Here is a 26,868-nt window from a genome sequence, read left to right on the forward strand (position 1 = left end):
GTGAGCAAGAAAAACAAGACGATGGCTGCCAATGTGGCCGAAACCCGGCGCCCCAGCGTCGCCGGGGCGGACAAGCATCCGGCCTGGCATGCGCTGCGCAGAATCGCGGCCAGGATCACCACGCCTCTGCTGCCCGACGACTACCTCAAGCTGGCCAATCCGCTGTGGTCGGCGCGTGAATTGCGGGGCCAGGTCGTGGCGGTGCACCGCGAAACCGAGGACTCGGCAACGCTGGTCATCAAACCCGGCTGGGGGTTCAGCTTCGACTACGAGCCGGGCCAGTACATCGGTATCGGGGTGCTGGTCGACGGACGCTGGCGGTGGCGGTCTTACTCGCTGACCTCGGCGCCGGTCGCCGGTGCGCGCACGGTGACCATCACCGTCAAAGCCATGCCGGAGGGTTTTCTGTCCAGCCACCTGGTGGAAGGCCTGGCGCCGGGCACCATCGTGCGGCTGGCCGCGCCCCAGGGCAACTTCGTGTTGCCGGACCCCGCGCCGGCCAAGGTGCTGTTCGTCACCGCCGGGTCGGGGGTCACGCCGGTGATGTCAATGCTGCGCACCCTGGTCCGGCGCGGCCAGCTCACCGACGTGCTGCACCTGCATTCGTCGCCCACCGAGGCCGACGTCATGTTCGGAGCCGAACTCGCCGAGTTGACCCGTCAGCAGCCCGGCTACCGGCTTGCGCTGCGCACCACCCAGGATCAGGGCAGGCTGGATCTGAGCCGGCCCGACGGCCTCGACGCGGTTGCCGCGGACTGGCGGGAGCGTCAGACCTGGGCGTGCGGGCCCGAGGCGATGCTCACCGACCTGCAACGGGTGTGGGCGGGCGCCGGGATCGGTGCGCAGCTGCATCTGGAGCGGTTCGCGCTGGCCCGCGCCGAAACCCGCGGACGCCCCGGCGGGACGGTGTCCTTTGTGCGCAGCGACCGCAGCGTGACTGCGGACGCGGCCACCTCGCTGATGGACGCCGGTGAACAGGCCGGGGTGCAGATGCCGTTCGGCTGCCGGATGGGTATCTGCCAGTCCTGTGTTGTCGACCTGGTGGAGGGGCACGTGCGCGACCTGCGGACCGGAGTGGAGCACGAGCCGGGCACCCGGATTCAGACCTGCGTCTCGGCGGCTTCGGGCGATTGCGCATTAGACATCTGATGCGTGCAGATTCGTAACCTACGGTTTCGTAGGTTACGCTAGCGTAGGTAGCCCTGGACGAGCGAAGGAAGGTAGGACGATGGCAATCACCGACGTGGAAGTATTCGCCCATCTGACCGACGCCGACGTGGAGAACCTGGCCGCCGAGTTGGACGCCATCCGTCGCGACATCGAAGCTTCGCGCGGAGAGCAGGACGCCCGCTACATCCGTCGCACCATCGCCGCCCAGCGCGGCCTGGAGGTGGCCGGCCGGCTGCTGCTGGTCGCCAGTTCGCGGCGCAGCGCCTGGTGGGCCGGCGCGGCGACGCTGGGCGTGGCCAAGATCATCGAGAACATGGAGATCGGCCACAACGTCATGCACGGCCAGTGGGACTGGATGAACGACCCGGAAATCCATTCCTCCACCTGGGAATGGGACATGACCGGGGCGTCCAAGCACTGGCGCTTCACCCACAACTTCGCGCATCACAAGTACACCAACATCCTCGGGATGGACGACGACGTGGGCTACGGCCTGCTGCGCGTCACCCGGGATCAGCCGTGGAAGCGGTTCAACCTGTTCAACCTGCTCTTCAACCTGATGCTGGCGATCGGGTTCGAGTGGGGCGTCGCGTTGCAGCACCTGGAGATCGGCAAGATGTTCAAGGGTCGCGACGACCGCGCGGGCACCCTGGTGCGGCTGCGCGAGTTCCTGTCCAAGGCCGGCCGCCAGGTGTTCAAGGACTACGTCGCATTCCCCGCGCTGACCGCGCTGTCGCCGTGGGCGAGCTTCAAATCGACGCTGACCGCCACCGCGTTCGCCAACGTGATCCGCAACGTGTGGTCCAACGCGATCATCTTCTGCGGGCACTTCCCGGACGGCGCCGAGAAGTTCACCAAGACCGACATGGTCGGCGAGAGCAAGGGCCAGTGGTATCTGCGTCAGATGCTGGGCAGCGCCAACATCGATGCCGGCCCGGCGATGCGGTTCATGAGCGGCACCCTGTCCCACCAGATCGAGCACCACCTGTACCCGGATCTGCCCAGCCACCGGTTGCCCGAGATCGCGGTGCGGGTGCGCGAGATCTGCGACCGCTACGACCTGCCCTACACCAGCGGCCCGTTCCTGGTGCAGTACGCCAAGACGTGGCGGACCATCGCCAAGCTGTCGCTGCCGGACCGCTTCCTGACCGACACCGCCGAAAACGCGCCGGAAACCTGCAGCGAGACGATGTTCGACGTGCTGGATCCCGGTTTCGGGGTCGACGACCCGGCGACCGGCCGGCGGCGCGGGCTCAAGTCGGCGATCGCCGCGGTGCGGGCCCGGCGCCGCGAGAAGCGGGCGCAGACCCGCCCCGAGCCGACTATCGAGGACGACCTCGCGGCGTAAGCCTCTCGTTTTGTCCTGCGAGCGTGCGCAGAATGCCACACTTCGCCGGCTGCGGGCGTACAACTGCGCACGGTCGCGCTAAAGCATGCTGGCCAGCAGCCGTCGCGCCGCGGCAACCCGCCGCCCTGCCGGGCCCTCCAACCCGTCCAAGGCGCACTCCGGATCGGCGGGCGGTCCCAGATGCCCGCAGCCGCGCGGGCATTCCGAGATCGCCTCGGCGAGATCGGAGAACGCCAGCAACACATCGTCGGGCTGGATGTGGGCCAACCCGAACGAGCGGACACCCGGGGTATCGATCACCCAGCCCCCGCTGCGCAACGGCAACGCCACCGACTGCGTCGAGATGTGCCGTCCCTTGCCGACGCCGGACACCCCGCCGGTGGCCCGATCGGCATCCGGCACAAGACGATTCACCAAAGTGGACTTGCCGACACCGGAGTGCCCGAGTAACACGGTGACCTGGCCGACGAGCAGGTCGGCGACTGCCTCCAGCGGGTCGTCGCGGCCCGCGGTGACCACGGTCAGATCGAGACCGGCGAAATGCTCGGCGAACGGCTCGGGTGGGGCCAGATCGGTCTTGGTCAGGCACAGGATGGGTGCCAGTCCGCCGGCATAGGCCGCGATCAGGGCCCGGTCAACCAGCCCGGTACGCGGCGGCGGGTCGGCCAGCGCGACGACGATCAGCAGCTGATGGGCGTTGGCGACCACCACCCGCTCGGTGGGGTCGGTGTCGTCGGCGGTGCGGCGCAACAGGGTTCGTCGGGGCCGGCGCCGCACGATGCGGGCCAGCGTGTCGGGGCGCCCGGACAGGTCGCCGACAACATCGACATCGTCGCCGACGACGATCGGGGTGCGGCCCAGTTCGCGGGCCCGCATCGCGGTGACCGGGTGCAGCGGATCGCCGTCGAGCACACAACCCCACCGGCCACGGTCGACACCGACCACCATCGCGGGTTTGGCGTCGGCGTGCACCGGGCGGGTCTTGGTGCGCGGACGCGACCCGCGCCCGGAGCGGACTTTGACGTCGGATTCGTCGTAGTCGCCGGGTTTCACCCGTTGCGTCCTTGACCGGCCAGCATGTCCGCCCACATCCGCGGGAAGTCCGGCAATGTTTTGCCGGTGGTGGCAATGTCCTCGACTTCCACTCCGGCCACCCGCAGGCCGACGATCGCGCCGGCGGTCGCCATCCGGTGATCGGCATAGGAGCGCCACACCCCGGCATGCAGGGGGGCCGCGGTGATCAGCAGTCCGTCCGCTGTTTCCCGGCAGTCGCCGCCCAGCCGGTTGATCTCGGTGCTCAGTGCGGCCAGCCGGTCGGTTTCGTGGCCGCGCAGATGCGCGATGCCACGCAGCCGTGACACCGAGCCCGGCGTGGCCAGCGCCGCCAGCGCCGCGACCGACGGCGCCAGCTCGCCGACGTCCCCCAGGTCCACGTCCAATCCGTCGAAACCCCGCGAGCCGCTCACCTCGAGGTAGGAGCTGGATTGCGACACAACGGTATTCAGCCGGCGCAGAATGCCCAGAACGGCATCGGTGGGTTGAACGCCGGCGCTGGGCCAGCCGGGGATGCTCACCGTGCCCGCGGTGACGACGGCGGCCGCCAGGAACGGGAACGCGTTGGAGATGTCGGGTTCGATCTGCCACTCGCGGGCCGCGACGCCGCCGGGACGCACCTGCCAGCGGTTCGGGCTGGCATCGTCGACATCGACCCCCGCCTGCCGCAGCATCGTCACCGTCATGGCGATGTGCGGCGCCGACGGTACCGCCTCGCCGGTGTGTTGCACGGTGAGTCCGTCGCGGAACGCCGCGCCGCACAGCAGCAGACCGGACACGAACTGCGATGACGCCGAGGCGTCGATGCGCACCGTGCCGCCGGCCACCGACCCGCTGCCGCGGACCTCGAACGGCAGCCCGACACCGTCGATGCCGACACCGAGGCCGCGCAGCGCGTCCAGCAGCGGTGTGATCGGCCGGGTGCGGGCCTGCTCGTCGCCGTCGAACTCCACCACGGCGGTGCCCAGCGCGGCCAGCGGCGGAACGAACCGCAACACGGTGCCGGCCAGCCCACAATCCACCCGGGCACCCGGTGCGGGGGAGACGGCGCCGTGCACCGTCAGTTCGGTGCCGTTCCCGTCCACCCGAAGGCCCAGGGTGCGCAGCGCCCCGATCATCAGATCGGTGTCGCGGCTGCGCAACGCGCCGCTGATGGTTGAGGCGCCCAGGCCCTGGGCGGCGGCGAGCGCTGCGAGCACCAGCGCCCGGTTGGTCTGCGATTTCGATCCCGGCACCGTGACCGTGGCGTTGACGGGGGTCGACGTGTGCGGGGCCGGCCAGGTGCTCACCGCTCTATCCTGCCCTGTCGGCTCTGCCACCATGGAAGGTATGTGCGGACGCTTCGCGGTGACCACCGACCCGGCCTTGCTGGCCGAGGAGATCGACGCCGTCGATGAGCGGGACCAAGCCGGCGATCCGGCGGGTGAGTCCGGTAATGGCCCGAGCTACAACGTGGCGCCCACCGAGACCATCGCGGCGGTGGTCGCCCGGCATCGCGAGCCCGACGATGTGCCGAGCCGGCGGCTTCGGTCCATGCGCTGGGGGCTGGTGCCGTCGTGGACCAAAGCGGGGCCGAGTGGTGCCCCCGCGGGCAGCGGGCCGCTGTTGTTCAACGCCCGCGCCGACAAGGTCACCACGTCGCCGGCGTTCCGGTCCAGCGCGCGGTTCAAGCGCTGCCTGGTGCCGATGGACGGCTATTACGAATGGCAGGCCGACCCGAGCACGCCGGCCGGTAAGAAGGCCCGCAAGACACCGTTCTACCTGCATCGCGGCGACGGCGGGATGCTCTTCATGGCGGGGCTGTGGTCGGTATGGAGGGACCCGGGCAGCGGTTCGTCTTCACCGCTGCTCAGTTGCACGATCATCACCACCGATGCGGTCGGCGAGCTGGCCGGAATCCACGACCGGATGCCGCTGATCGTGGCCGAAAACGACTGGGACACTTGGCTGGACCCGGATGCACCCGCGGACGCCGCTCTGCTGGCCAATCCGCCCGATGTGCGGGGCATCGTGTTGCGCGAAGTATCCACCCTGGTCAACAGCGTGCGCAACAACGGACCGGAGCTGATCGAGCCGGCCGACCAACAACCCGAACAGGCGACGCTGCTGTAGCTCGGCGAGATTGTCGACGCCAGACAAGCGGTCGCCCAGTTTTGTCGATTGATGACGGTGCCCAACGCACAGACCGAACTAGCATCAGTTCGGTGTCCAACATCTTCACCACACGCAGTTTCGACGACATCAAGGACCGTCCGGTCGCGGTGATCGGGGCAGGAACGCTGGGTCGCCGCATCGCCATGATGTTCGCCAGCCGCGGCGGCGCCGTCCGCCTCTACGGCCGTCGCTCCGAACAGCTCGCCGAGGCAATGCAGTATGTGTGCGACGCGCTGCCGACGGTGGTGCAACAGCGCGGCTTTGGCGAGGTGGGCGTGGTGACGTCGACGACGTCACTGCAAGAGGCGCTCGACGGTGCCTGGCTCGTCGTCGAATCGGTTCCCGAGAAGCTCGAGATCAAGATTCTGCTGTGGGGCCACATCGATCGGGCGGCACCGCCGGACACCATCTTCGCGACCAACTCGTCGTCGTACCCGTCGCGGCTGATGGCCGAAAACATCGGCGACAAAACGCGTTTGTGCAACACGCACTTTTATATGCCGCCCGAGGCCAACGGGATCGACCTGATGTCCGACGGCCAGACCGATCGCGGCGTGCTCGACACACTGCTGGCGGTCCTGCCGGAATTCGGCGTGTACCCCTTCGAGGCGCGCCAGGAGTGCACCGGGTTCATCTTCAACCGGGTCTGGGCGGCCATCAAACGCGAGTCGCTGGCCGTTGTCGCCGAGGGGGTGGCCCGCCCCGAGGACGTTGACGGGATGTACAAGGTCAATCTGCACGCGCCGGCCGGGCCGTTCCAGTTGATGGACCTGGTCGGCCTCGACGTCGCTCTCGACATCGAAAACCACTACGTCGAGGAGTTTCCGCACCTGCCGACCGGCCCGCGGGATTTGCTGCAAACCTACGTCGACGCCGGCAAACTCGGCATCAAGACCGGCGAGGGTTTCTACCGCTATTCCTGAGGTAGGCCAGCGCCAGGTGTGCGGCGTTGGCGCCGCACATTCCGTGCGCTCCGGGACCCGGTGGCGTGGCCGCCGAGCAGATGTACATCCCGGGAATGCCGATCGTGTAGGGCGACAGCGTGACCCGTGGTCCGAACGTTAGCTGGCGCAGATCCTTGGCGCCGGTCATGATGTCGCCGCCGACGCAGTTGGCGTTGTAGGCCGACATCTGCAGGGTGGTGCGGACGGTCTGGCCGACGACGCGCTCGCGGAAGCCCGGGGCGAACCGCTCGATCTGAGCGATGATGGCCGCGGTCGCATCGCCGGTGTACCCGTTGGGCACATGCGCGTACGTCCACACCGGGTGGATATCGCCCACGGAGCGCTGCGGATCGGCAAGATACTGCTGACCAACCAACACGAAGGGCCGTTCGGGCATCCGGCCGGCGTGGACGTCGCGTTCGGTGGCGGCCAGCTCCCGGTAAGTACCGGCCAGATGCACGGTGCCGGCCCGGCGGGCATCCGGGTTGGTCCACGGCACACCGCCCTGCACCGCGAAGTCGACCTTGAACGCACCCGGCCCCCGCCGAAAGCGCTGGTAGGCGCGGGACACCCGGCGCGGTAATCGCTCACCGAGAACGCCTGCCACGCCGTCGGGAGCCAGATCGAAGATCGTCACATCGGCCGGCGGCAGCTGCGAGGGCGCCTCCACCCGGACGCCCGTTTCGATCTTGCCGCCCAGCTCGGTCAGTACCGCCGCCAGCGCGTTGGTGATCGACTGCGACCCGCCGGCGGCCACCGCCCAGCCGTGCCGGTGCCCGGCGGTGAGGATGCCCATCCCGATCGCCGAGCTCATCGGGTAGTGCAACGGCCGAAAGGCATGTGCGGCAACACCACCGAAGAGGGCTCGGGCCTGCGGGGTGCGAAACCCGCGGGCCAGTGCCGACCCGGGCAGCACCGTCGGGGCGCCGAACCGGGCCAGCGCAACCGGATGGTGCGGCACCCGCAGCAGGGGCCGCATGATGTCCTCGGCCAACACATCGAAGTTCCTCGACGTCCGGGCGAACGCCAACCGCCACCGCCAGCCGTCGCGGCCGAGACCTGCCGCGGTCTGCTCCACCGAGCGATGCAAGACCCCGGCACTGCCGTCGTCCAACGGGTGCACGCAGTCGATCTCCGGCCATCGCCACTGCAGCCCGTAGCGCTGCAGGTCCAGACCGGACAGGAACTGCGAGCCGACCGCCATCGGATGAATGGCCGAGCAGTGGTCGTGCAGCAGACCGGGCAGGATCGCCTCGCTGCTGCGGGTGCCGCCGCCGACTTGATCGGCGGCTTCCAGCACGGTGACCTGCACGCCCTGTCGGGCGAGGGTGACCGCGGCGGCGAGCCCGTTGGGCCCGCCGCCGACGACGATCGCGGTACTCATGTCAACAAGCCGTGACCGTACCCCGCCCGCGACCAGCTCGCCTGGGTCGGGATGGGCCCGTTGGGCAGCCATGGCTGCTCTTTGACCGCGTCGGCGACCTTCCAGGTGCCGCGCTCGATCACCCCGAGGGCGGCGTCGATCAGCTTGTAGTACTGGATGCCGCTGCTGAAGGCCTCCGACTCGACCCAGGCGATGACGCATTCGCCCGGCTCGAATCCGGCCTCGCTCTGTACGGCCCGGATGAAGTCCTCGTCGTGCAGGTGGCCGTCGCCGAAGTTGAACCCGATCACCGAGTTGCACAGGAACTCCGCCTCGCGCACGGTGCGGGTGTCGATGTCGGGCAGGTGGGTCAGCAGCAGCGAGAACAGGCCACGCGCCTGGCTGTGCATGCTGCGCCACGCGATCGTCTTCTGCAGGGTGATCTCGGCCCACTGCGGCTCGTAGCCGGCCGCGACGAACTGGTCGATCTGGTTGGGCGCCGAGCGGGTGACCCGGTTCAGCTTGGCCTCGGTGCCGGGCGCGAACGCCCAGATCGCTGAGGCCCAGTTGCCCGCGTACTGCCGCATCGAGGGCAGGAAGGACACCTTGTCGGGTCGCAGGTTGCCCAGGACCGGGTAGAACAGCAGCCCCGCGGCGATGACGACGGCCAGCCACGGCGGGGTCATGTCCCAGGGGGCGTACCCGTTCCCGTTCGGGAAGCCGAGGAAAAGAAAGACGGTGGTGTAGGCGAACACCACGTTCCATTCCAGCGGCACGGCCAGCGGGAACGTCGAGATGATGAACAGGTGGAATCCCACCATGAACAGCGCCGCGGCCAGAGTGAGCCACTTGTTGGTCGAGAAGAACAGCAGCAGCGGGGCGGCGATCTCCACCGTGGTGCCGTTGACGTGCGCCATGAAGTCCGCGACCCGCGACGGTCGCAGATCGTGCGGGAAATCCCGGTAGTGCGCGCGCCGCATCCACTTGAACGTGTAGGGGGTGTTGCTGACCATCGGCGCGATGACATTGGAGAAGTGCTTGCCGAACTTCGAGAAGCCGGCACCAACCCAGACCACCACGATCAGCATCTTCAACGCGATGATCATGTTGGTGAACGGCAGCGCGGCGAAGAAGAACAGCGCCGGCAGGTACTGTTCGCCGCGGGCACCCAGGAATATCACCTTGTCGCGCAGACCAACGAGCACCAGCAGCACCATCGGGGCGACAAGCAGGGCCGGGTTCACCAGCCCGGAGGTGTTGTCCGGTAGGGCGTTCGACAGCGCGTCGCTGTGCACGCCGGGCGAGACCAGCGCGACAACCAGGCTGACAAGCAGCGCCAGATAGAGTCCGACGTCCAACCCCGTGCGCCGGTCGCCGCCGGCGAGCGGAACCCACTTCCACGGCGGCTCCTTGATGGTTCCCGGTCGCGCCCAGAACCGGATACCGCCGGTCATCGGCTTGGCTTTGCCGGCCAACGGACCCCAGGAGCCGGCGACACCGATCGCCTCCAGCAGCACGGTCCACAGGACGACCTTCTGGTAGACGATCGGCTGGTTCCACCATTCGGTCGCATGCCAGAACGCCGGCAGCCCCGATGTCGCTGTCGCCACCGTGATCCCGCCGATCGCGAAGAACACGATCAGCTTCACGATGTAGATGGTGTGGACGATGCGCGGCGAGCCGAAGCCGTTCTCGGCCCAGTCCAGGGCGAGGATGCGCATCCGCTCCATCAGCGGCTTGGTCAGGAATGCGTCCGGGTCGACCGGTGGCAGGTAGGGCTTGGTGAATGCCATGATCGGGGCTCCTTTCGGGGGTGATGACCACGGTAGGAATCCGGTGCGTCAGGACACAGTCGCGCGTCGATAAAAACGCGCCGGGGCGTTATCGCTCATAGACAACGCCGGGCGGTCTAGCGTCAGGGACGTGGACAAACCGCGGCCCGACGACGGTGTCGAGGTAAGTCGCTACGTCGCCGAGATCGCCGATCGGTTGCATGAGCGGCTCGCCGATGTCTCCTCCGTCATTCGTCGCGTCCTCGAGGAGCAGATCCCCGAGTTGCGTGGAGATGCCTGGATCGTGGATCTGCTGGGCGCCAGCGTCGAAGGCAACGTGAACACGATCCTGCATGCGTTGCGTTACGGCATCGACGTGGCGCGCGTCGAGGCGCCGACCGCGGCGCTGGAATATGCCCGGCGGCTGGCGCAACACGGTGTTCCCGTCAACGCCCTGGTACGCGCCTACCGTCTTGGTCAGCGCCGGATGAATGAACTCGTCTTCGCCGAGGTGCGCACCTTCGACATCCCGGAAGCGCTGGGCTACCCGGTGCTGGAGGCGATCACCGCCACGCTGTTCGGGTATATCGACTGGATTTCACAGCAGGTCGTCGCCGTCTATGAAGACGAGCGGGAACGCTGGCTGGAGAACCAGAACAGCCTGCGCGCGCTGCGGGTGCGGGAAGTGCTGGACGCCCACAAGAGCATCGATGTCGACGCGGTGACCACGTCCATCCGGTATCCGCTGCGCTGGCATCACCTGGCGCTGGTGCTGTGGTATCCGGACGCCGGCACCGAGGGCGACGAACTCGACCGGCTGCAGCGGTTCCTTCGCGATCTCGGCCAGGCGGCGGGTGCGGCCGCCAGCCCGTTGTTCGTTGCCGCCGATCGCAGCTGCGGGTGGGGTTGGCTGCCGTATCGGGCCGCTGCGGGTGACGCCGATGTCCTTGCCGCCGTTCGCCGGTTCGCGCTGAGTCGGCCGGATGGGCCCGGGGTGGCGATCGGGACGGCGGGCGTCGGCCTCGACGGTTTCCGGCGTTCGCATCGGGAGGCTGTCGATGCCCGCAGCGTGGCGATCATCAGCAAGCGGCCCGCCCCGACGGTGATCGCCGCAACCGATCCGGGACTGTCGGTGGTGGCGCGCCTTGGCGGTGACGTGGCCGGCACCCGGGAATGGGTGGCCGCGGTGCTCGGCGACCTGGCGACCGACAACGAGAACGATGCGCGGCTGCGTGAGACGTGGCGGGTGTATCTGGGGTGCGGGGCCAGTTACAAGCTGGCCGCCGAAGAACTCAACTTGCACTTCAACTCGGTGAAATATCGGGTGTCGCGGGCGATATCCCGCCGCGGACGCGATATCGGAAGCGACCGGCTCGAGGTAGAACTGGCGTTGTTGGCCTGCCACTGGTACGGCACCGCCGTGCTGCAGTAGCTGTGCCGAGCAGACAGCTGTGCCGAGCGGACAGCTGTGCCGAGCAGACGCAAATGTGCCCCAAAACCTCGGTTTTGGGGCACATTTGCGTCTGCTCGCACGCTAAACCCGGGCGACCTCCACCATCTCGAAGTCGGATTTGGCCGCGCCGCAGTCCGGGCAACTCCAGTCCTCGGGGATGTCGGCCCAGCGGGTGCCGGGTGCGATGCCGTCCTCGGGCCAGCCCTTGGCTTCGTCATATTCGAAGCCGCACTGCACGCAGACGAACAGTTTGTAGTCGGTCATGGCATTGCTCCTTTTCTGGTTTCAGACGTTTTCAGGCCGGTTCGAAGTCGAACTTTTCGCGTACTGCGCAGTCCGGGCAGCACCAGTCGTCGGGAACCTGGTCCCAGGGTGTGCCGGCCGGAAATCCTTCCCGCGGTGCGCCGTTGGCCTCGTCGTAGGCGTAGCCGCAGCCCGGGCAGCGGTAGGCGGCCATCAGGCCGCCACCGCCCCGTAGCGGGCCAGGACCTTCCCCCGAACGCGCGGGTGGATGTTGGCCCGGGTGATGTCGCCGCTGTAGTGCTCGAGCACCCGGTGGTCCATCAGCTTGCGCCACACCGGCGGGAAGTAGGTCACCGCGATCAACGAGCCGTAGCCGGCGGGCAGGTTGGGCGCGCCGTCCATGCTGCGCAGCGTCTGGTAACGGCGGGTCGGGTTGGCGTGGTGGTCGCTGTGGCGCTGCAGGTGGTACAGGAACAGGTTGGTCACCATGTGGTCGGAGTTCCAGCTGTGCTGCGGGGTGCAGCGCTCGTAGCGGCCGCCCTCGGTCTTCTGCCGAACCAGGCCGTAGTGCTCCAGGTAGTTCACCGATTCCAGCAGCGAGAAGCCGTACACGGCTTGGATGATCACGAACGGGATCAGTGCTGGACCGAAGACCGCGATCAGGACCGCCCACAGCACCACCGACATCAGCCAGGCGTTGACCACGTCGTTGGACAGCCACGTCGACGGCTTCCACGGGTTCTTGCCCAACCGGCGGATCCGCTGGGCCTCCAGCTCGACCGCCGAGCGCACGCTGCCGAAGACGGTACGCGGCAGAAACTCCCAGAACGTCTCACCGAACCGCGACGACGCCGGGTCCTCGGGGGTGGCCACCCGCACGTGGTGGCCGCGGTTGTGCTCGATGTAGAAGTGCCCGTAGCAGACCTGCGCCAGGGTGATCTTGGACAGCCAGCGCTCCAGAGTTTCCCGCTTGTGGCCCAGTTCGTGGGCGGTGTTGATGCCGACGCCGCCGACGGTGCCGACCGAGAACGCCACACCGATCTTGCCCAGCCAGCCCAGCGACCCGTCGTAGCCGAGCCAGCCCAGATCGGATGCGGTGAACAGGTAGGCGCCCAAGATGGTGCTGGCGTATTGGAACGGCAGGTACGCGTAGGTTGCCCACCGGTAATAGCGGTCGTTCTCCAGCTCCGGCATCACCTCGTCGGGCGGGTTCTGACCGTCTGAGCCGACCCACAGGTCCAGCGTCGGCAGCAGGACGTACAGCAGGATCGGCCCAATCCAGAACGGCAGCTGCGATCCGGTGTTCCAACCCAGGCTGTTGAGCCCCCACACGATGGGCAGCATCAGGAACAGCATGGTGGGCACGAACAGCCCCAGCAGCCACAGATAGCGCTTCCTGTCGCGCCAAGTGCTCGCCGGGGCGCCGGCGGCACCGTCGGAACGGGTTTGCGTTGTCATGTCGGTTACCTCTCGATACGGGGTTGTCTTGGTGGCTTCAACTCTGGCAAGAGCAGCGCGGCGCGACGACGTCGTGAGCCGATCAACTTCGGGCGTTCTGTTGTCGTCCGGGAACCAAAACGCCATGTCAGGTGCGGACAGGCGACCGGGGCCGCACCTTGTCGGCGCGACCCCGGTCGGGTTCTGGGAAAAGCAGCTGTCAGGCGGTGGCGGGCACGGCGCGGTAGCCCGTGGCCCGGTGGCCGGCCGGCGCGGCGGCGGGAGCGGCAGCGGCCGATTCGGCGCGGGCGGCGCGCCAGCGCAGCACGGCGTGGCCGAGGCTGATGCTCGCCGGGAGCAGGGCGGGGGACAGGACGAGGGCAAGCATTGCGGCGATGGTCAGGTACACCATGATGGGCTCACTTTTCTCCGCGAAGCGCGGGACGACTGAATTCGGGTGCGGAATGTGCTGACTTGGGAGTCGAGGAACGCGGCGCTGCGTTCGTCTTGAAAGCTAATGACGCCGGCCTGACGCAGCGACGTTCCCGATGAACGAACTTCGGATGCGCTGTTGTCTCCGGGCGACAAACCGGCCGGCAGCGGGTTCAGGGCAACCGCTGCTGCACCTCGAACGCCAGGCACAGCTCAGCGATGTCTTTGGGGCGCGATAGCGACCGGCCGGTCAACTCTTCGATGCGATGCAGCCGATGGCGCACCGTATTGGGGTGGCAGAAGACCAGCGTCGCGGTGTCATTGGCCGAGCCGTCGGCCTGCAGCCACGCCCGGAAGGTGTCGAAGAGGATCGTGCGTTCGGCCGCGGGAAGCGCGATCAGCGGACCCAACACCGTGGACCGGACCCGGGTCATGACGTCCGGCGCACTGACCGCCGCCATCGCCAGCGGTGTGTTGTCGAAGGTCGTGACCAGCGAATCTGCCGGTGCCTTCTCGGCGACGGCAAGCCGGGCCAGCCGCAGTCCCTCGCTGGTATCGGTCAGCTCGGCAAACAGCGGACTGATGCCCACCCGGGCGGTCGCGGCGTGGCGCAGCACGTCGACCAGCGTGCCGAGCGTCTCGGAGCTGCGCAGATGGACGATGCCGACCTGCAGATCCGACAGCAATCGCCACGCCGAGCGGATGTCGCGGGCAGCGAGCTTGCTTTCGATGGCAGGCAACACCAGTTTCCCGATCTCCGGGAGTTCGGCCACCACGACGGCAAAGGGGCCCGACGTGGGTAGCCGCAGCATCTGGGCGGCATCCCAGAGGCTGTGCGTGTCGGTGATCCGGTTGAACAGCAACGCCTCCACCAGCGCCGATCGCTCCTCCTCCTGCTCCAGGATCTGCGCGGTCAGCTGCTCGCGGTAGGCGCTGCTCATCGCTTCGGTGAAGGTGTCCTGGGCGAGGAAGACGCGGGCGGCGGCGTCCAGAATCGATTCGGTGGGGATTCCCGCCGCCTTCGCCGCGGCGGCGGCCTGCTCCCACATGAATCGGAAGCCCATCCGGTAGGCGGTCATCACCGCCGGCAGCGGCACGCCGGCGACAGCGCGGGTGGTGCCGGTGCGTTCGGCGACCGACACATCCACGGTGCTGTCCCCGGCCAGCGAGTCGAAGACAAACGTCAGGTTGGCCGCGCAGGTGTCGCGCACCTCGGCCTTGGCGATGATCCTTTCGTCGCGGTAGGCGTCGATCTCCCGGCAGAGCAGGTCGGCCATCGCGGCACCCAGCTCCGGCGCGCGGGCCAGCATGAGTTTGCTGAGCTCGGCGATGTGCGGATCGGGCGCGACGCTCATATCTGGCAACGATAGGCGCCGATGTGCGTCGCCACACCCAAACGGCGGTGCGGTTGTTCGCGCCGACATTGTTCGGGGACGCGGTGCGGATCAGGCTGGAAACATGACCAGCCTGAGCGCGAACCTGACCGCATCCAAGGATCTTCACCCCGACCGGATTGCGGTGCGCTGCGCCGATCTGACGTTTACCTTCGCCGAACTCGACGCGGCAGCGGCCCGGGTCGCCACCGTGCTGGAGCGCGCCGGCGTGCGGCCCGGCGACCGGGTGGGTGTGATGCTGCCGAACACGCCGGCGTTTGCCGTTGTGTTCTACGGGATCATGCACCGCGGCGCGGTGGCGGTTCCGATGAACCCGCTGCTCAAGGCGCGCGAAGTCCAGTTCTACCTGTCCAACACCGGTGCGGTGGCCTTGTTCGCCACCCCGGCCTTCGCCGACGAGGCCCTCGCCGGCGCCGAGCAGGCCGGCGCGCAGTGCTGGGTCGTCGACGACGCCGCACTGGCGACCCTGATCGCCGACCTGCCCGCGCAGGAGCGCCCGGTGCAGCGAGCCGACGACGACGTCGCGGTCGTCCTGCACACCTCGGGCACCACCGGGACGCCCAAGGGTGCGATGCTCACCCACGGCGGTCTGGGCCGCAACGCCGACGTGTGCGTGCGGACCCTGGTGGAAATCGGGCCCGACGATGTCGTAATGGGCTGCCTGCCGCTGTTCCATGTCTTCGGCTTGACCTGCGGGCTCAACTCCGCGGTACTGGCCGGCGCCACGCTGACGCTGATTCCCCGGTTCGATCCGGGCAAGGCACTGGAGGTCATCGCGCGGGACGGGGTCACCGTGTTCGAGGGGGTGCCGACGATGTATTCGGCACTGCTGAGCCTCGCCGATCAGGCCGCGCCGGACGCCTCGCGCAGCCTGCGGGTGTGTGTCTCGGGCGGCGCGGCGTTGCCGGTCCAGGTTCTGGGTGATTTCGAAAAGGCCTACGGATGCCCCGTTCTGGAGGGATACGGGCTGTCGGAAAGCTCTCCGGTCGCCGCATTCAACCATCCGCACCGGCCGCGCAAGGTCGGTTCGATCGGTACCCCCATCGAGGGGGTGCAGATGCGGGTCGTCGACCCGGACGGCTCCGAGGTCGCACGGGGGGAGCCCGGCGAGATCCAGATCCGCGGGCACAACGTGATGAAGGGGTACTGGAACCTGCCCGCGGCCACCGCGGCCACCATCAGCTCCGATGGCTGGCTGTCCACCGGTGATGTCGGACGCATCGATGAGGACGGCTACTTCTACATCGTCGACCGGACCAAGGACTTGATCATCCGCGGCGGGTTCAACGTGTATCCCCGCGAGATCGAGGAGGTGCTCTATGAGCATCCCGCGGTCGCTGAGGCCGCCGTCATCGGTGTCCCGCACGACTCGCTGGGCGAAGACGTCGGCGCCGCGGTGACGCTCAAGCAAGGCGCGGATGTAGCCCCCGACGAACTCCGCGAGTACGTCAAAGCACGGGTGGCAGCCTACAAGTATCCACGTCGGGTGTGGCTGGTCGATGCGCTGCCCAAAGGCCCCACCGGCAAGATCCTGAAACGCGAAATCACTGTTCCCGCAACCGAAAGCACTCGATAACCATGGCAACTCCGATCACCAAACCCGACGAGCTGGCCGCACCGCTGGACCTGCTGCTGACCAGCGCCACCCGGCCGTTTGCGCGCCGGATGCTGCCGGACGCCACCTGGGCGCGGTTCGGCACGAAGCTGGCCCAACAACCCGGCGCGCTGGCCGGTCGCGCCGGCGCCCTCACCCGCGAGCTGGGCAGCGTCGTCGCGGGCCGCTCCCACCGGGCTCCGGACCGCGCCGACAAACGCTTCGCTGATCCTGCGTGGCAACACAATCCGCTGCTGCACCGGATCATGCAGGCCTATCTGGCGGCATCCGAGGCCGCCGACGGGTTGCTGGCCGACGCCGATCTTGACTGGCGCGACGCCGACAAGATGCGGTTCGTGCTCGACAACCTGGTGGAGGGATTGGCGCCGACCAACAATCCGTTGGTCAGCCCGCTGGGTTGGAAGGCGTTGATCGATACCGGCGGGCTCAGCGCGGTGCGCGGCGTGCGGGCCTTCGTTCGCGACATGCTGTCCAAGCCGCGGGTGCCCGCGATGGTCGAACCCGACGCATACGCGGTGGGTGAGACGGTGGCCGTCACCAAGGGCGCGGTGGTGTTTGCGAACTCGATGTTCGAATTGATCCAGTACGCCCCGCAGACACCGACGGTGCGTAGCATTCCGCTGCTGATGGTGCCGCCGGTGATCAACAAGTTCTACATCATGGACATCGCGCCGGGGCGCAGCATGATCGAGTACTTCGTGCAGCAGGGCCAGCAGGTCTTTGTCATCTCGTGGCGCAATCCGCAAGCCCGGCATCGAGACTGGGGGTTTGACGCCTACGGCGCGTCGATCGTGGAGGCGATGACCGCGGTGCAGAAGATCGCCGGCACCGACAGCACACACCTGCTGGCCACCTGCTCGGGCGGGATCCTGGCGGCGATGACGGCCGCGCATCTGGCCGCAATCGGTGAGGGGGACCGGATCGCCGGGCTCACGCTGGCGGTGACCGTGCTCGACGAGACCAAAGCCGGGTTCGCCTCAGCGGTGATGAGCGATCGGGCCGCGCAGGCGGCGATTCGCACCTCGGCCAAGAAGGGCTACCTGGACGGGCGGGCCATGGCCGAGATGTTCGCCTGGCTGCGCCCGACGGACCTGGTGTGGCGCTACTGGGTCAACAACTATGTGCAGGGCCGACCGCCGGCACCGTTCGACGTGCTGTTCTGGAACGCCGACACCACCCGGATGACCGCCGCGCTGCACCGCGACATGGTGCTGATGGGGGTCAGCAATTCACTGGTGACCCCGGGCGAGGCCAGCATGCTGGGCAGCCCGGTGGATCTGTCGCTGATCACCGCCGACGCCTACGTGATCGGCGGGGTGGCTGATCACATCTCCCCGTGGCAGGCCACCTATCGCAGCGCCCGGCTGCTCGGCAGCAAGGACAACCGCTATGTGCTGTCCACCAGCGGTCATATCGCGGCACTGGTCAACCCGCCGGGCAATCCCAAGGCGTCCTACCGCGCCGGTGCGGTTGATGCTGAAGATCCGCAGGAGTGGCTGGATGCCGCAGGTAAGTCCGCCGATTCGTGGTGGCCGGATTACGTCGGATGGCTGACCGAACGCAGCGGAGCCGAGATCGAGGCGCCGAAAGCGCTCGGCGGCAACGATTACCCGCCGCTGGGCCCCGCCCCCGGCAGCTATGTGATGGAGAAGTAGGCGCCGTGGCCGAGTCCAGAGCGCATCGGCGCCGCCTGCGGGCGGTCTCGCCGAGCCAATTCGGTGAAGAGCGCTACATCGCCACCGGTGGACAGCGCATCAGGGTGAACGTGCGGTGGGGTGATTCCGGAGTGCCGCTGGTGCTGTGCAACGGCATCGGCGCCAGCCTGGAGGTGCTGGATCCGCTGGTGGAGCAGTTCGATCGGAAGATGACCGTGGTCCGATTCGACGTTCCGGGGGCCGGAGGATCGCCGACATCCGTGTTGCCGTACGGGTTTCCCTACCTCGCCTGGGTATTGGGCCGGCTGCTGTCGGAACTCGGCCTGGGTGTGGTTGACGTGCTCGGGCTCTCCTGGGGCGGCGCACTCGCGCAGCAGTTCGCGTTCCAGAACCCGCGCCGCTGCCGCCGCCTGGTTCTGGTATCCACGGGTACCGGCGCGCTGATGGTGCCCGCGCGGCCGGCGGTGCTGGCCAAGATGCTGACGCCGCACCGGTTCTCCGATCCCGACTATGCCGCATCCATCGCCGGCGAGCTGTACGGCGGTACTGTCCGTGCGCACGGCGAGGACGTGGCACAGCTCTTCGTTCGTCAGCTGCGCGCCGGATCGAAGGTGGGCTATCTGCATCAACTGCTCGCGGGTGCGATCTGGACCAGTCTGTTCGCGCTGCGCGCGGTGCGCCAGCAGACGCTCATCGTGGCGGGCACCGATGACCCGATCATTCCGGTCATCAACGCGCACATCATGAACGTTCTACTGCCGCACTCCCGGCTGCACCTGCACGGGGGCGGCCATATTGACATCGTGCACAACGCGGCCGAACTGGGGCCGGTCATCGAGCGTTTCCTGCGCGAGCCGGGTGGCCGGCCGTAAGCCCTACTATCGGTGCCCATGACGCGATGTGAGAACGCACCTGGGGCTGAGACCACGGCAGAATTCACCGACCGCATGACCGCCGCGATCGACGGCGCCAGCCTGGCGCTGCTGATGAGCCTCGGGCACCAGACCGGCCTGCTGGACGCGATGGCCGGCCTGCCGCCGTCGACCAGCGGCCAGATCGCCGAGGCGGCCGGACTCAACGAGCGCTATGTGCGCGAGTGGTTGGGCGGTATGACAGTCGCCCGGGTTGTCGACTACGACCCCGCGGCAGGCACGTATCGGCTGCCCACGCACCGCGCCGCCGTGCTGACCCGCCAGGCCGGGCCGGACAACCTGGCGCTGGTGGCGCAGTACGTCCCGCTGCTGGCCGAGGTGGAGCAGAAGATTCTGGCCTGCTTTGACCAGGGCGGGGGTCTGGACTACGGCAACTATCCCCGCTTCCACCGGATCATGGCCGAACGAAGCGGTGCGGTGTTCGATCGGGCGCTGGTCGACATCGTGCTTCCGCTGGTCGACCGACTGCCCGAGCGGCTGCGGCAGGGAGCCGATGTCGCCGACGTCGGCTGCGGCAGCGGACACGCGGTGAACGTGATGGCGAAGGCCTTCGGCGCCAGCCGGTTCACCGGCATCGACTTCTCGGCCGAAGCGATCGAGACGGCCGCGCGCGAAGCCGCCGATCGCGGGCTGACGAATGCGACGTTCGAGAGTCACGACCTGACCGCGCTGGACAAGACCGAAACCTATGACCTCATCACCGTATTCGACGCCATCCATGACCAGGCTCAGCCGGCCCGGGTGCTGGAGAACATCTATCGCGCCCTGCGCCCCGGCGGCATCCTGCTGATGGCCGACATGAAGGCGTCCAGCCGGCTGGAAGACAACGTCGGTGTCGCGATGAACACCTACCGCTACACGGTGTCGGTGATGCACTGCATGCCGGTATCGCTGGCTTTGGACGGCGTCGGGCTGGGAACGATGTGGGGCCGGCAGCTCGCAGTATCCATGCTCACCGACGCGGGGTTCGCCGACATAAGCGTCGTCGAAATCGATACGGACCCCTCGAATTACTACTACATCGCCACCAAGAACGCTCCCTGACCGGCTGTGACCCTTGACAGAGGATCTCTCGGTTCTATTAGAGTAATGCTCGTGTCCAGGCCGAGTCTTCGGGGAACCGACGCGCGCGAACGGCTGCTGGAAGCGGCTCGGCGGCGGTTCGTGGCGACCGGTGCGCTGACCGCGACGCTGGACGACGTGCGGCGGGAAGCCGGTGTCAGTGTGGGTGCGCTGTATCACCACTTCCCGGACAAGGCGGCGCTGGCGGCGGCGGTGTACGCCCAGGCGATGGGCGACTACCAGACCGGATTCACCACCATGCTGCGCGAACATGGCAGCGCCGAAGGCGGCATACGTGGCGGCGTCGCGCACCACCTGCGCTGGGTGGCCGCCCATCCGGGGGAGGCGACACTGCTGCTGGGCGACCGGCTCGACAGTGCGGAATTGCGTGACTCCAATCGCGATTTCTTCGCCGCTATCCGGGACTGGTGGCGCCCGCACCAGGCATACGGGGCACTACGGCCCCTGCAGCCCGGTATCACGGCCGCGCTCTGGTTGGGCCCGGCACAGGAGTTCGCCCGCTATTGGCTTGCGGGCGGCGAATCGAAGCTGCCCCGCGGCGCGATCAAGACGTTCACCGATGCGGCGTGGGCGGCGTTGCGGGCCGGCAGTGAGGAGCACGAATGACCGAATCCCTGTACAACAGCTTGATCGCCGAGGGCGACGATCCGGACGCGCCGCGGCGGGTTCACGTCGAGCATCGCGGTGACCGCGCGGTGGTGACGCTGGACGAACCGGATCGGCTCAATGTGCTGTCGGCGCCGTTGGTGCGACAGCTGCGGCGCGCCCTGACGGCGCTTGACGCCGATCCGGATGTCCGCGCCGTGGTGCTGACCGGCGCGGACCCCGCGTTCAGCGCCGGCGGCGACCTGAAGATGATGCGCACGTTCACCGAGCGGCGCACCGACCCGCCGCCAGGCGGTGCGGCCGATGTGTGGCGCTGGATTCGTCGCGAATTCGGTGGTATCGCGCGGCTTATCGCCACCTCGGACACCATCTTCGTGGCCGCGCTCAACGGTTCGGCGGCGGGCGTCGGCCTGGCCTGGGCGCTGACCTGCGATCTGGCGATCGCCAGCGAGCAGGCGGTGATCGTACCCGCCTTCGGCCGGCTCGGTCTGCTCCCGGAAGTGGGTACCAGTTGGGCCCTGACCAGGCGCTTGGGCTATCAGGGCGCGCTGGCCTACTACCTGCGCGGTGAGCACATCGACGCCCACACCGCCCAACGGCTGGGTCTGGTGCATGAAGTGGTGGCCCACGACCAACTGTTGGCGGCCGCCGATCAGTGGTGCTCGCGGGTCGCTGCGATGCCGGCTCATGCCGTGTCGATGGCCAAACCGCTGCTGCGCGCGGCAGCCGATACCGGCTGGAACGAGGCGATCACGCTCGAGGAGTACGCCGAACCGGTCTGCTTCACCACCGCCGCGTTCGCCGACACCGTGCACAGCATGTTGACCCGGCGTTGACTCTGCCCGCCAGGCAGAAGTGCGAGGGCGGCGTCTGGTCAGCGCAGAGTCATCCCTGAAGGGGTGAGGCGCTGAGCCGCTACGGCTGGCGGTATCCCGGCGGGTTGGGGGTGTCCACCCACAGGTCGACGCCCAGGTCCGAGCCCGGCACGCAGTCGTAGACCGACAGGTCGCTCACACCGGATTCGAGCAGCACGTCCTCGCACAGCGCCGAGTTGCCGGTGTACTCGGTGGACGGCCGGTTGAGGATGGCGTAGGCGGCGTCGGCGTAAACGTCGGGCTTGCGGGCCCGGGCCATCGCCTCGTCGCCGCCCAGCAGGTTCTGCACCGCGGCGGTGGCCACCAGGGTGCGCGGCCACAGCGTGTTGGACGCGATACCGGCGGCGCGCATCTCCTCGGCGATGCCCAACGCGCACAACGTCATTCCGAATTTTGCCATCATGTACGCCGTCGGCTTGAGCCACTCGGACTCCAGCCGGATCGGCGGAGAAAGAGTCAGGATGTGCGGGTTGTCGCGGCCCTGCATGTGCGGGATGCAGGCGTGCGAGACGGCGTAGGTGCCGCGCACCTGGATGCCGTTCATCAAATCGAAGCGCTTCATCGGCACCTCGGTGATCGACCCCAGGTTGATCGCCGATGCGTTGTTGACGCAGATGTCGATGCCGCCGAACTGCGCAACGGCCTGGGCGACCGCAGCATCGACCGCCTCGGAGTCGCGGATGTCACCGACGATCGGCAGCGCCTGCCCGCCGGCTTCCTCCAGCTCCTTGGCCGCGGTGTACACGGTGCCCTCGAGTTTGGGGTGGGGCTCGGCCGTTTTGGCGATCAGCGCGATGTTGGCGCCGTCGCGGGCGGCCCGCTTGGCGATGGCCAGCCCGATGCCGCGGCTGGCGCCTGAGATGAACATGGTTTTCCCGGAGAGCGACATGGCGTCAACCCTATGCCGCCCCGATGTCCGCCGTGACCGCAGTGGTCACAGAGATCAGATCGCGCGGCGCCACCGCTACCTCGAGGCCGCGCTTGCCGGCACTGCACAGCACCCGGTCCCAGCACAGTGCCGAGGCGTCCACGACGGTGGGCAGCGGTCGGCGCTGGCCGAACGGCGAGATCCCGCCCAACACGTAGCCGGTCGAACGTTGAGCTGCGGCGGCATCGGCCATGACGGCCTTGGACGCGCCCAGCGCAGCGGCCGCGGCTTTGAGTGAGAGCTTCCAGGGCACCGGCAACACCGCGACCGCCAAACCGCTCGACAGGGCCAGGATCAACGTCTTGTACACCTGCGCGGGGACGAAGTCGGTGTCGGCGGCCAGCGCCGCGACAGCTTCCGCACCGAACGCCTCCTGATGCGGATCGCGAGGGAAGCTCAGCACCTGGTGGGGTACCTGCGCGGCGACCAGAGCCGCGATCGCCGGGGTCGCTGCGCGCACCATGGCCTCAGGTTAGCGTCGGGAATGCAAGTGACCCGCGGTGCTGTTGAGTCGTAGGATCGACCGGAAGGAGAAAGCTGGTGTTGACGGCGTGCCTGGAACGCTCGGTGTCGCACCCTCCGACAACTGAAGGGACCGCGATGGCTGACGCCGCTGGCGCGAACAGCACGGTCGGTCTGGCGCAGGGCCAGGAGACGGACGCCGAGCTCACCGCGCGTTTCGAGCGCGACGCGATTCCGCTACTCGACCAGCTCTACGGCGGTGCGCTGCGGATGACCCGCAACCCCGCCGACGCCGAGGATCTGCTGCAGGAAACCATGGTGAAGGCCTACGCCGGGTTCCGGTCCTTCAAGGAGGGCACCAACCTCAAGGCGTGGCTGTACCGGATCCTGACCAACACCTACATCAACAGCTACCGCAAAAAGCAGCGTCAGCCTGCGGTGTATCCCACCGAGGAGATCACCGACTGGCAGCTGGCGTCCAGCGCCGAGCACACCTCGACCGGGCTGCGATCCGCCGAGGTGGAAGCGCTCGAATCGCTGCCGGACACCGAGATCAAGGAAGCGCTGCAGCAGCTGCCCGAAGAGTTTCGGATGGCGGTGTACTACGCCGACGTCGAAGGGTTCCCGTACAAGGAGATCGCCGAGATCATGGATACCCCGATCGGGACGGTGATGTCGCGGCTACACCGCGGCAGACGCCAGCTGCGTGAGCTGTTGACCGACGTGGCCAGGGACCGCGGATTCATTCGCGGTGAACACACACCCGAGGAGGTCTCGTCGTGACCGAGCACTCCGAAGACACCCACGTCGACGCCGACTGCTCGGCCGTGATCGCCGACGTATGGACGCTGCTGGACGGTGAATGCACCCCGGAAACCCGGGCGAAACTGCAACGCCACCTCGAAGACTGCCCGGGATGCCTGCGGCACTACGGGGTCGAGGAACGAATCAAGGCGCTGATCGCCAGCAAATGCAGTGGTGAGAAGGCCCCTGAGGGGTTCCGGGAACGGTTACGGCTGGAGATCAGCCGCACCATCATCATCCGCGGCGGCTGATCGAGAATCAGCCGACAGAATCAGGCGTTAGGCCGCTTGCCGTGGTTGGCTTTGCTGTACTTACGGTCGCGCTTCTTGCGGCCACGCTTGGCCATGACTGATCCTCCTTGCAGATGTACCGGTGCATATTCTCTCATGCCGCCGGTGTAATGCAGCCACGGGGCTGAATGGTCAGCTGACCGGGACGGTTGGATCTGCTGGCGTGGTGTCGGCCGGATCGGGCAGGGTGGGGCTGGTCAGGCCCGGTGTGGTCGGCGACTGGCCGGGCACCGTCGGGCCGGTCAGATTCGGGGTCTGCCCCGGCAGCGACGGCGTCTGGCCGGGCAGCGTGGGGCTGGTCAGACCCGGGGTCTGCCCCGGCAGCGACGGCGTCTGGCCGGGCAGTGCCGGGCTGGTCAGACCCGGCGTTTGGCCGGGCACGCCCGGCAGCTGGCCGGGCAGCGTAGGCGTTTGGCCGGGCAGTGTGGGGGTCTGGCCCGGCAGCGCCCCGGGGTAGCCAGGTGCCGTTGCGCCGGGGTAGCCGGGAACTCCGGTGCCGGGGTAGCCGGGCATCGTCGTCCCTAAATAGCCGGGCAGGGTGGAACTCGGGTATCCCGCCGCCGGCGACACCGCGCTGGGGCCGGTGGGCGTGATGCCCGGGAAGAATTGATTCAGGATCGAATTCACCGGACCCATCAGCGTGTTGACGACGGTGACGGCGGTGTTGGGGTCGGCGCCCACGGCGGGGTCGTCGGTGAGTACTGGTTGCTGGGGAGCGGCCGCCGCGACCGGGCCGGCCAACCCGAGGATGACGAACACCCCCGCTGCGATTCCCGCGCTCAGCCCCACCCGGCTCACCGGTTTGCGTGTCCACTGAGTGTCAAACTTGTTGATGGACAACGGAATACTCCTCACCTCTGCTGATGCACCAGGTGTGCTTCAGTCCCCTCAAGTCGCTCCTGTAACAGTGGTATTCAATAATCACATCCGAAACGCGACATGGTCACAGAACGATCTCTATAGGTTTGCTTATTAATCTTCGAATTCGTTTATCCCGCATGCACAGTGGCGGCCGGCACCGGCCGTTCAGGGCCGCCCGGCTGGTCAGCGGCACGCCCTCCTCACCAGCGCGGGGCCCTTGTGGTTCGATGGAGCGGCAGGATTGCCAAACGCCGGCTGGGTTGGAACGAGGTGATGATGGCCGAGGATGTTCGCGCGGAGATCGTGGGTAACGTGCTGGAAGTCGTGGTCCGCGAGGGCGATCAGATCGGCGAGGGTGACACCGTGGTGCTGCTGGAGTCGATGAAGATGGAGATTCCGGTCCTCGCCGAGGTTGCCGGCACCGTCACCAAAGTCAGCGTCTCCGTCGGCGACGTCATCCAGGCCGGCGACCTCATCGCCGTGATCAGCCCGCCGTCTGACTGATGTCAACCCTCGGTGACCTGCTCGCCGAGCACACCGTCCTACCCGGCAACGCCGTCGACCACCTGCACGCGGTGGTCGGGGAGTGGCAGTTGCTGGCCGATCTGTCCTTCGCGGACTACCTGATGTGGGTGCGTCGCGACGACGGCGTGTTGGTCTGTGTGGCGCAATGCCGTCCCAACACCGCGCCCACGGTGTTGGTCAGCGACGCGGTGGGCACCGTTGTCGCCGCCGACGGGTTGCCGCTGGTGACCATGGCGTTCGACTCCGGCACCATCGGGCGGCACAGTGACGCCCGCCAGCACAGCACCGAAGCGGTGCCGGTGCGCTACGCCGATCAGGTGGTGGCGGTGTTGACGCACCAGAGCGCCCTGGCATCCGAGCGCGCATCCAGCCCGCTGGAGACCGCCTACCTGGATTGCGCGGCCGACCTGGTCCTGATGCTCTCCGAGGGGACGTTTCCCGACATCGGAGACCTGGCGATGTCGCGATCAAGCCCACGGGTGGGCGACGGTTTCATCCGGCTCGGGGTCGACGGTGTGGTGTCCTACGCCAGCCCGAACGCTCTGTCCGCCTACCACCGGATGGGTCTGACCGCCGAGTTGGAGGGTCATGACCTGGTCGCCGTCACCTGGCCGTTGATTTCGGACCCGTTCGAGGCCCAGGAACTCGCAGAACACGTCCACGACTCGCTGGCCGGCGGGTCCAGCATGCGCCTGGAGGTCGATGCCGGTGGCGCCGCGGTGCTGCTGCGGACATTGCCGCTGGTCGTGCGCGGTGCGGCGGCCGGCGCGGCGGTGCTGGTCCGCGACGTCACCGAGGTCAAGCGCCGCGATCGCGCCCTGCTGTCCAAGGACGCGACCATCCGCGAGATCCACCACCGGGTCAAGAACAACCTGCAAACGGTGGCGGCGCTGCTGCGCCTGCAGGCCCGCCGCACCACCAACACCGAGGGCCGCGAGGCGCTGTTGGAGTCGGTGCGACGGGTGTCGTCGATCGCCCTGGTCCACGACGCGCTGTCGATGTCGGTCAACGAGGAAGTCAACCTCGACGAGGTCATCGACCGGATCCTGCCGATCATGAACGACGTCGCGACGGTGGACACCCCGATCCGGATCACCCGCGTCGGCGCGCTCGGTGTGCTGGACGCCGACCGTGCCACGGCGCTGATCATGGTGATCACCGAACTCGTGCAGAACGCGATCGAACACGCCTTCGGCCCCGCGGTCACCGCGGGTTCGGTGACGATTCGCGCCGAGCGGTCGGCGCGCTGGCTGGACGTGATGGTCAGCGACGACGGACGCGGGTTGCCCGACGACTTCAGCCTGGAGAAATCCGACCGCCTGGGTCTGCAGATCGTGCGCACCCTGGTGTCGGCCGAGCTGGACGGCACCCTGGACGCGCTGGGCTCGGCCGGCGGCGGCACCGACATGTCGCTGCGCGTGCCGATCGGCCGGCGCGTGCGACTGGCGCAATGACTCCCGAGCGGGAAG

The 26,868-nt window shown here is 67.9% G+C and carries 28 protein-coding genes; 15 read left to right on the forward strand and 13 right to left on the reverse strand.

Translation table 11 applies throughout. The features are described from left to right. Together AC5Y36_RS14305 and AC5Y36_RS14310 are read left to right on the forward strand one after the other, a co-directional pair. On the forward strand, window positions 1–1,149 hold the full coding sequence (locus AC5Y36_RS14305) for a ferredoxin reductase (RefSeq protein ID WP_500041580.1): 1,149 nt from the start codon (window positions 1–3) through the stop codon (window positions 1,147–1,149). Between the two features lie 79 nt (window positions 1,150–1,228). Further along, a complete protein-coding gene (locus AC5Y36_RS14310; protein WP_500041581.1) occupies window positions 1,229–2,518 on the forward strand; it encodes a fatty acid desaturase family protein in 1,290 nt (429 codons plus the stop codon). Window positions 2,519–2,596: 78 nt separating this feature from the next. On the opposite strand, the gene rsgA is transcribed toward AC5Y36_RS14310, so the two are convergent. Beyond that, window positions 2,597–3,571 (reverse strand): ribosome small subunit-dependent GTPase A, encoded by a 975-nt coding sequence (gene rsgA, locus AC5Y36_RS14315; protein ID WP_500041582.1) that lies wholly within the window; start codon window positions 3,569–3,571, stop codon window positions 2,597–2,599. Beyond that, window positions 3,568–4,860, reverse strand: a complete 1,293-nt coding sequence (gene aroA / locus AC5Y36_RS14320) for a 3-phosphoshikimate 1-carboxyvinyltransferase (RefSeq protein WP_500041583.1) — start codon at window positions 4,858–4,860, stop codon at window positions 3,568–3,570. Before aroA ends, rsgA begins: the two co-directional genes overlap by 4 nt. 40 nt (window positions 4,861–4,900) lie before the next feature. Here aroA and AC5Y36_RS14325 point away from each other — a divergent pair, with 40 nt between their 5' ends. Both AC5Y36_RS14325 and AC5Y36_RS14330 read left to right on the forward strand, forming a co-directional pair. Continuing rightward, the gene (locus AC5Y36_RS14325; RefSeq protein WP_500041584.1) at window positions 4,901–5,683 is read left to right on the forward strand and encodes an SOS response-associated peptidase; all 783 of its coding nucleotides are present in this window, start codon (window positions 4,901–4,903) and stop codon (window positions 5,681–5,683) included. Window positions 5,684–5,775: 92 nt separating this feature from the next. Beyond that, a complete protein-coding gene (locus AC5Y36_RS14330; RefSeq protein WP_500041585.1) occupies window positions 5,776–6,648 on the forward strand; it encodes a 3-hydroxyacyl-CoA dehydrogenase family protein in 873 nt (290 codons plus the stop codon). Here AC5Y36_RS14330 and AC5Y36_RS14335 read toward each other — a convergent pair. Both AC5Y36_RS14335 and AC5Y36_RS14340 read right to left on the reverse strand, forming a co-directional pair. Then, window positions 6,614–8,053, reverse strand: coding sequence for a phytoene desaturase family protein (locus tag AC5Y36_RS14335; RefSeq protein ID WP_500041586.1), 1,440 nt, complete (start codon window positions 8,051–8,053; stop codon window positions 6,614–6,616). The two genes, AC5Y36_RS14330 and AC5Y36_RS14335, sit on opposite strands and share 35 nt — an antisense overlap. After that, window positions 8,050–9,825, reverse strand: coding sequence for a DUF3556 domain-containing protein (locus AC5Y36_RS14340; RefSeq protein ID WP_500041587.1), 1,776 nt, complete (start codon window positions 9,823–9,825; stop codon window positions 8,050–8,052). Before AC5Y36_RS14340 ends, AC5Y36_RS14335 begins: the two co-directional genes overlap by 4 nt. A gap of 130 nt (window positions 9,826–9,955) precedes the next feature. Here AC5Y36_RS14340 and AC5Y36_RS14345 point away from each other — a divergent pair, with 130 nt between their 5' ends. Then, window positions 9,956–11,236 carry a PucR family transcriptional regulator gene (locus AC5Y36_RS14345; RefSeq protein WP_500041588.1) on the forward strand — a complete coding sequence of 427 codons (1,281 nt, stop codon included), beginning with the start codon at window positions 9,956–9,958 and terminating at the stop codon, window positions 11,234–11,236. Between the two features lie 102 nt (window positions 11,237–11,338). On the opposite strand, the gene AC5Y36_RS14350 is transcribed toward AC5Y36_RS14345, so the two are convergent. The 5 genes from AC5Y36_RS14350 to AC5Y36_RS14370 form a co-directional block, all read right to left on the reverse strand. Beyond that, window positions 11,339–11,521 (reverse strand): rubredoxin, encoded by a 183-nt coding sequence (locus AC5Y36_RS14350; protein WP_500041589.1) that lies wholly within the window; start codon window positions 11,519–11,521, stop codon window positions 11,339–11,341. A 31-nt stretch (window positions 11,522–11,552) separates the two neighbouring features. Next, window positions 11,553–11,714, reverse strand: a complete 162-nt coding sequence (locus AC5Y36_RS14355) for a rubredoxin (RefSeq protein WP_500041590.1) — start codon at window positions 11,712–11,714, stop codon at window positions 11,553–11,555. Continuing rightward, a complete protein-coding gene (locus tag AC5Y36_RS14360) occupies window positions 11,714–12,958 on the reverse strand; it encodes an alkane 1-monooxygenase (RefSeq protein ID WP_500041591.1) in 1,245 nt (414 codons plus the stop codon). Before AC5Y36_RS14360 ends, AC5Y36_RS14355 begins: the two co-directional genes overlap by 1 nt. A gap of 199 nt (window positions 12,959–13,157) precedes the next feature. Next, on the reverse strand, window positions 13,158–13,349 hold the full coding sequence (locus AC5Y36_RS14365) for a hypothetical protein (RefSeq protein WP_500041592.1): 192 nt from the start codon (window positions 13,347–13,349) through the stop codon (window positions 13,158–13,160). Window positions 13,350–13,542: 193 nt separating this feature from the next. Next, window positions 13,543–14,724 carry a PucR family transcriptional regulator gene (locus tag AC5Y36_RS14370; protein ID WP_500041593.1) on the reverse strand — a complete coding sequence of 394 codons (1,182 nt, stop codon included), beginning with the start codon at window positions 14,722–14,724 and terminating at the stop codon, window positions 13,543–13,545. A gap of 103 nt (window positions 14,725–14,827) precedes the next feature. On the opposite strand from AC5Y36_RS14370, the gene AC5Y36_RS14375 reads away from it, so the two are divergent. From AC5Y36_RS14375 to AC5Y36_RS14400, 6 genes are read left to right on the forward strand one after another with little or no spacing between them, the layout of a single operon-like run. Next, window positions 14,828–16,339 carry a long-chain-fatty-acid--CoA ligase gene (locus AC5Y36_RS14375; RefSeq protein WP_500041594.1) on the forward strand — a complete coding sequence of 504 codons (1,512 nt, stop codon included), beginning with the start codon at window positions 14,828–14,830 and terminating at the stop codon, window positions 16,337–16,339. A 2-nt stretch (window positions 16,340–16,341) separates the two neighbouring features. Further along, the gene (locus AC5Y36_RS14380) at window positions 16,342–18,033 is read left to right on the forward strand and encodes a PHA/PHB synthase family protein (protein WP_500041595.1); all 1,692 of its coding nucleotides are present in this window, start codon (window positions 16,342–16,344) and stop codon (window positions 18,031–18,033) included. Window positions 18,034–18,068: 35 nt separating this feature from the next. Further along, window positions 18,069–18,905: an alpha/beta fold hydrolase gene (locus AC5Y36_RS14385; protein WP_500041654.1), complete on the forward strand. Its 837-nt coding sequence runs from the start codon at window positions 18,069–18,071 to the stop codon at window positions 18,903–18,905. An 18-nt stretch (window positions 18,906–18,923) separates the two neighbouring features. Beyond that, window positions 18,924–20,009, forward strand: coding sequence for a class I SAM-dependent methyltransferase (locus AC5Y36_RS14390; protein ID WP_500041596.1), 1,086 nt, complete (start codon window positions 18,924–18,926; stop codon window positions 20,007–20,009). A gap of 51 nt (window positions 20,010–20,060) precedes the next feature. Next, window positions 20,061–20,654, forward strand: a complete 594-nt coding sequence (locus AC5Y36_RS14395; RefSeq protein WP_500041597.1) for a TetR/AcrR family transcriptional regulator — start codon at window positions 20,061–20,063, stop codon at window positions 20,652–20,654. After that, a complete protein-coding gene (locus AC5Y36_RS14400) occupies window positions 20,651–21,490 on the forward strand; it encodes an enoyl-CoA hydratase/isomerase family protein (RefSeq protein ID WP_500041598.1) in 840 nt (279 codons plus the stop codon). The genes AC5Y36_RS14395 and AC5Y36_RS14400 overlap by 4 nt, the downstream gene beginning before the upstream one ends. Window positions 21,491–21,569: 79 nt before the next feature. Here the strand turns inward: AC5Y36_RS14400 and AC5Y36_RS14405 are convergent, their stop codons facing one another. Then, entirely contained in the window at window positions 21,570–22,418 is an 849-nt protein-coding gene (locus AC5Y36_RS14405; RefSeq protein ID WP_500041599.1) for an SDR family oxidoreductase, read from the reverse strand. A gap of 10 nt (window positions 22,419–22,428) precedes the next feature. Further along, complete coding sequence (locus tag AC5Y36_RS14410; RefSeq protein WP_500041600.1) at window positions 22,429–22,920, reverse strand: YbaK/EbsC family protein; 492 nt, start codon at window positions 22,918–22,920, stop codon at window positions 22,429–22,431. A gap of 137 nt (window positions 22,921–23,057) precedes the next feature. Between AC5Y36_RS14410 and AC5Y36_RS14415 the strand changes: the two genes are divergently transcribed. Together AC5Y36_RS14415 and rsrA are read left to right on the forward strand one after the other, a co-directional pair. Further along, window positions 23,058–23,702: a sigma-70 family RNA polymerase sigma factor gene (locus tag AC5Y36_RS14415; RefSeq protein WP_500041601.1), complete on the forward strand. Its 645-nt coding sequence runs from the start codon at window positions 23,058–23,060 to the stop codon at window positions 23,700–23,702. Further along, the gene (gene rsrA, locus AC5Y36_RS14420; RefSeq protein ID WP_500041602.1) at window positions 23,699–23,974 is read left to right on the forward strand and encodes a mycothiol system anti-sigma-R factor; all 276 of its coding nucleotides are present in this window, start codon (window positions 23,699–23,701) and stop codon (window positions 23,972–23,974) included. The genes AC5Y36_RS14415 and rsrA overlap by 4 nt, the downstream gene beginning before the upstream one ends. A gap of 20 nt (window positions 23,975–23,994) precedes the next feature. On the opposite strand, the gene AC5Y36_RS14425 is transcribed toward rsrA, so the two are convergent. Beyond that, window positions 23,995–24,069, reverse strand: coding sequence for a 50S ribosomal protein bL37 (locus AC5Y36_RS14425; protein WP_089025046.1), 75 nt, complete (start codon window positions 24,067–24,069; stop codon window positions 23,995–23,997). 76 nt (window positions 24,070–24,145) lie between these two features. After that, complete coding sequence (locus AC5Y36_RS14430; RefSeq protein ID WP_500041603.1) at window positions 24,146–24,853, reverse strand: hypothetical protein; 708 nt, start codon at window positions 24,851–24,853, stop codon at window positions 24,146–24,148. 297 nt (window positions 24,854–25,150) lie between these two features. Between AC5Y36_RS14430 and AC5Y36_RS14435 the strand changes: the two genes are divergently transcribed. Then, complete coding sequence (locus AC5Y36_RS14435; protein ID WP_500041604.1) at window positions 25,151–25,378, forward strand: biotin/lipoyl-binding carrier protein; 228 nt, start codon at window positions 25,151–25,153, stop codon at window positions 25,376–25,378. After that, a complete protein-coding gene (locus AC5Y36_RS14440; RefSeq protein ID WP_500041605.1) occupies window positions 25,378–26,853 on the forward strand; it encodes a sensor histidine kinase in 1,476 nt (491 codons plus the stop codon). The genes AC5Y36_RS14435 and AC5Y36_RS14440 overlap by 1 nt, the downstream gene beginning before the upstream one ends. Window positions 26,854–26,868 lie beyond the last annotated feature (15 nt).

The sequence above is a fragment of the Mycobacterium sp. NGS50 genome, assembly GCF_059812545.1.

What these genes read in the sequence shown, in the direction of transcription:
- AC5Y36_RS14365 (WP_500041592.1), bottom strand. Translation starts at nt 13,349, where the DNA reads ATGGTGTACCTGACCATCGCCGCAATGCTTGCCCTCGTCCTGTCCCCC.
- AC5Y36_RS14380 (WP_500041595.1), top strand. Translation starts at nt 16,342, where the DNA reads ATGGCAACTCCGATCACCAAACCCGACGAGCTGGCCGCACCGCTGGAC.
- AC5Y36_RS14390 (WP_500041596.1), top strand. Translation starts at nt 18,924, where the DNA reads ATGACGCGATGTGAGAACGCACCTGGGGCTGAGACCACGGCAGAATTC.
- AC5Y36_RS14435 (WP_500041604.1), top strand. Translation starts at nt 25,151, where the DNA reads ATGGCCGAGGATGTTCGCGCGGAGATCGTGGGTAACGTGCTGGAAGTC.
- AC5Y36_RS14310 (WP_500041581.1), top strand. Translation starts at nt 1,229, where the DNA reads ATGGCAATCACCGACGTGGAAGTATTCGCCCATCTGACCGACGCCGAC.
- AC5Y36_RS14325 (WP_500041584.1), top strand. Translation starts at nt 4,901, where the DNA reads ATGTGCGGACGCTTCGCGGTGACCACCGACCCGGCCTTGCTGGCCGAG.
- AC5Y36_RS14410 (WP_500041600.1), bottom strand. Translation starts at nt 22,920, where the DNA reads ATGGTGCGCGCAGCGACCCCGGCGATCGCGGCTCTGGTCGCCGCGCAG.
- AC5Y36_RS14355 (WP_500041590.1), bottom strand. Translation starts at nt 11,714, where the DNA reads ATGGCCGCCTACCGCTGCCCGGGCTGCGGCTACGCCTACGACGAGGCC.
- AC5Y36_RS14340 (WP_500041587.1), bottom strand. Translation starts at nt 9,825, where the DNA reads ATGGCATTCACCAAGCCCTACCTGCCACCGGTCGACCCGGACGCATTC.
- AC5Y36_RS14415 (WP_500041601.1), top strand. Translation starts at nt 23,058, where the DNA reads ATGGCTGACGCCGCTGGCGCGAACAGCACGGTCGGTCTGGCGCAGGGC.
- AC5Y36_RS14335 (WP_500041586.1), bottom strand. Translation starts at nt 8,053, where the DNA reads ATGAGTACCGCGATCGTCGTCGGCGGCGGGCCCAACGGGCTCGCCGCC.
- AC5Y36_RS14375 (WP_500041594.1), top strand. Translation starts at nt 14,828, where the DNA reads ATGACCAGCCTGAGCGCGAACCTGACCGCATCCAAGGATCTTCACCCC.
- AC5Y36_RS14400 (WP_500041598.1), top strand. Translation starts at nt 20,651, where the DNA reads ATGACCGAATCCCTGTACAACAGCTTGATCGCCGAGGGCGACGATCCG.
- AC5Y36_RS14350 (WP_500041589.1), bottom strand. Translation starts at nt 11,521, where the DNA reads ATGACCGACTACAAACTGTTCGTCTGCGTGCAGTGCGGCTTCGAATAT.
- AC5Y36_RS14370 (WP_500041593.1), bottom strand. Translation starts at nt 14,724, where the DNA reads ATGAGCGTCGCGCCCGATCCGCACATCGCCGAGCTCAGCAAACTCATG.
- AC5Y36_RS14360 (WP_500041591.1), bottom strand. Translation starts at nt 12,958, where the DNA reads ATGACAACGCAAACCCGTTCCGACGGTGCCGCCGGCGCCCCGGCGAGC.
- AC5Y36_RS14440 (WP_500041605.1), top strand. Translation starts at nt 25,378, where the DNA reads ATGTCAACCCTCGGTGACCTGCTCGCCGAGCACACCGTCCTACCCGGC.
- AC5Y36_RS14405 (WP_500041599.1), bottom strand. Translation starts at nt 22,418, where the DNA reads ATGTCGCTCTCCGGGAAAACCATGTTCATCTCAGGCGCCAGCCGCGGC.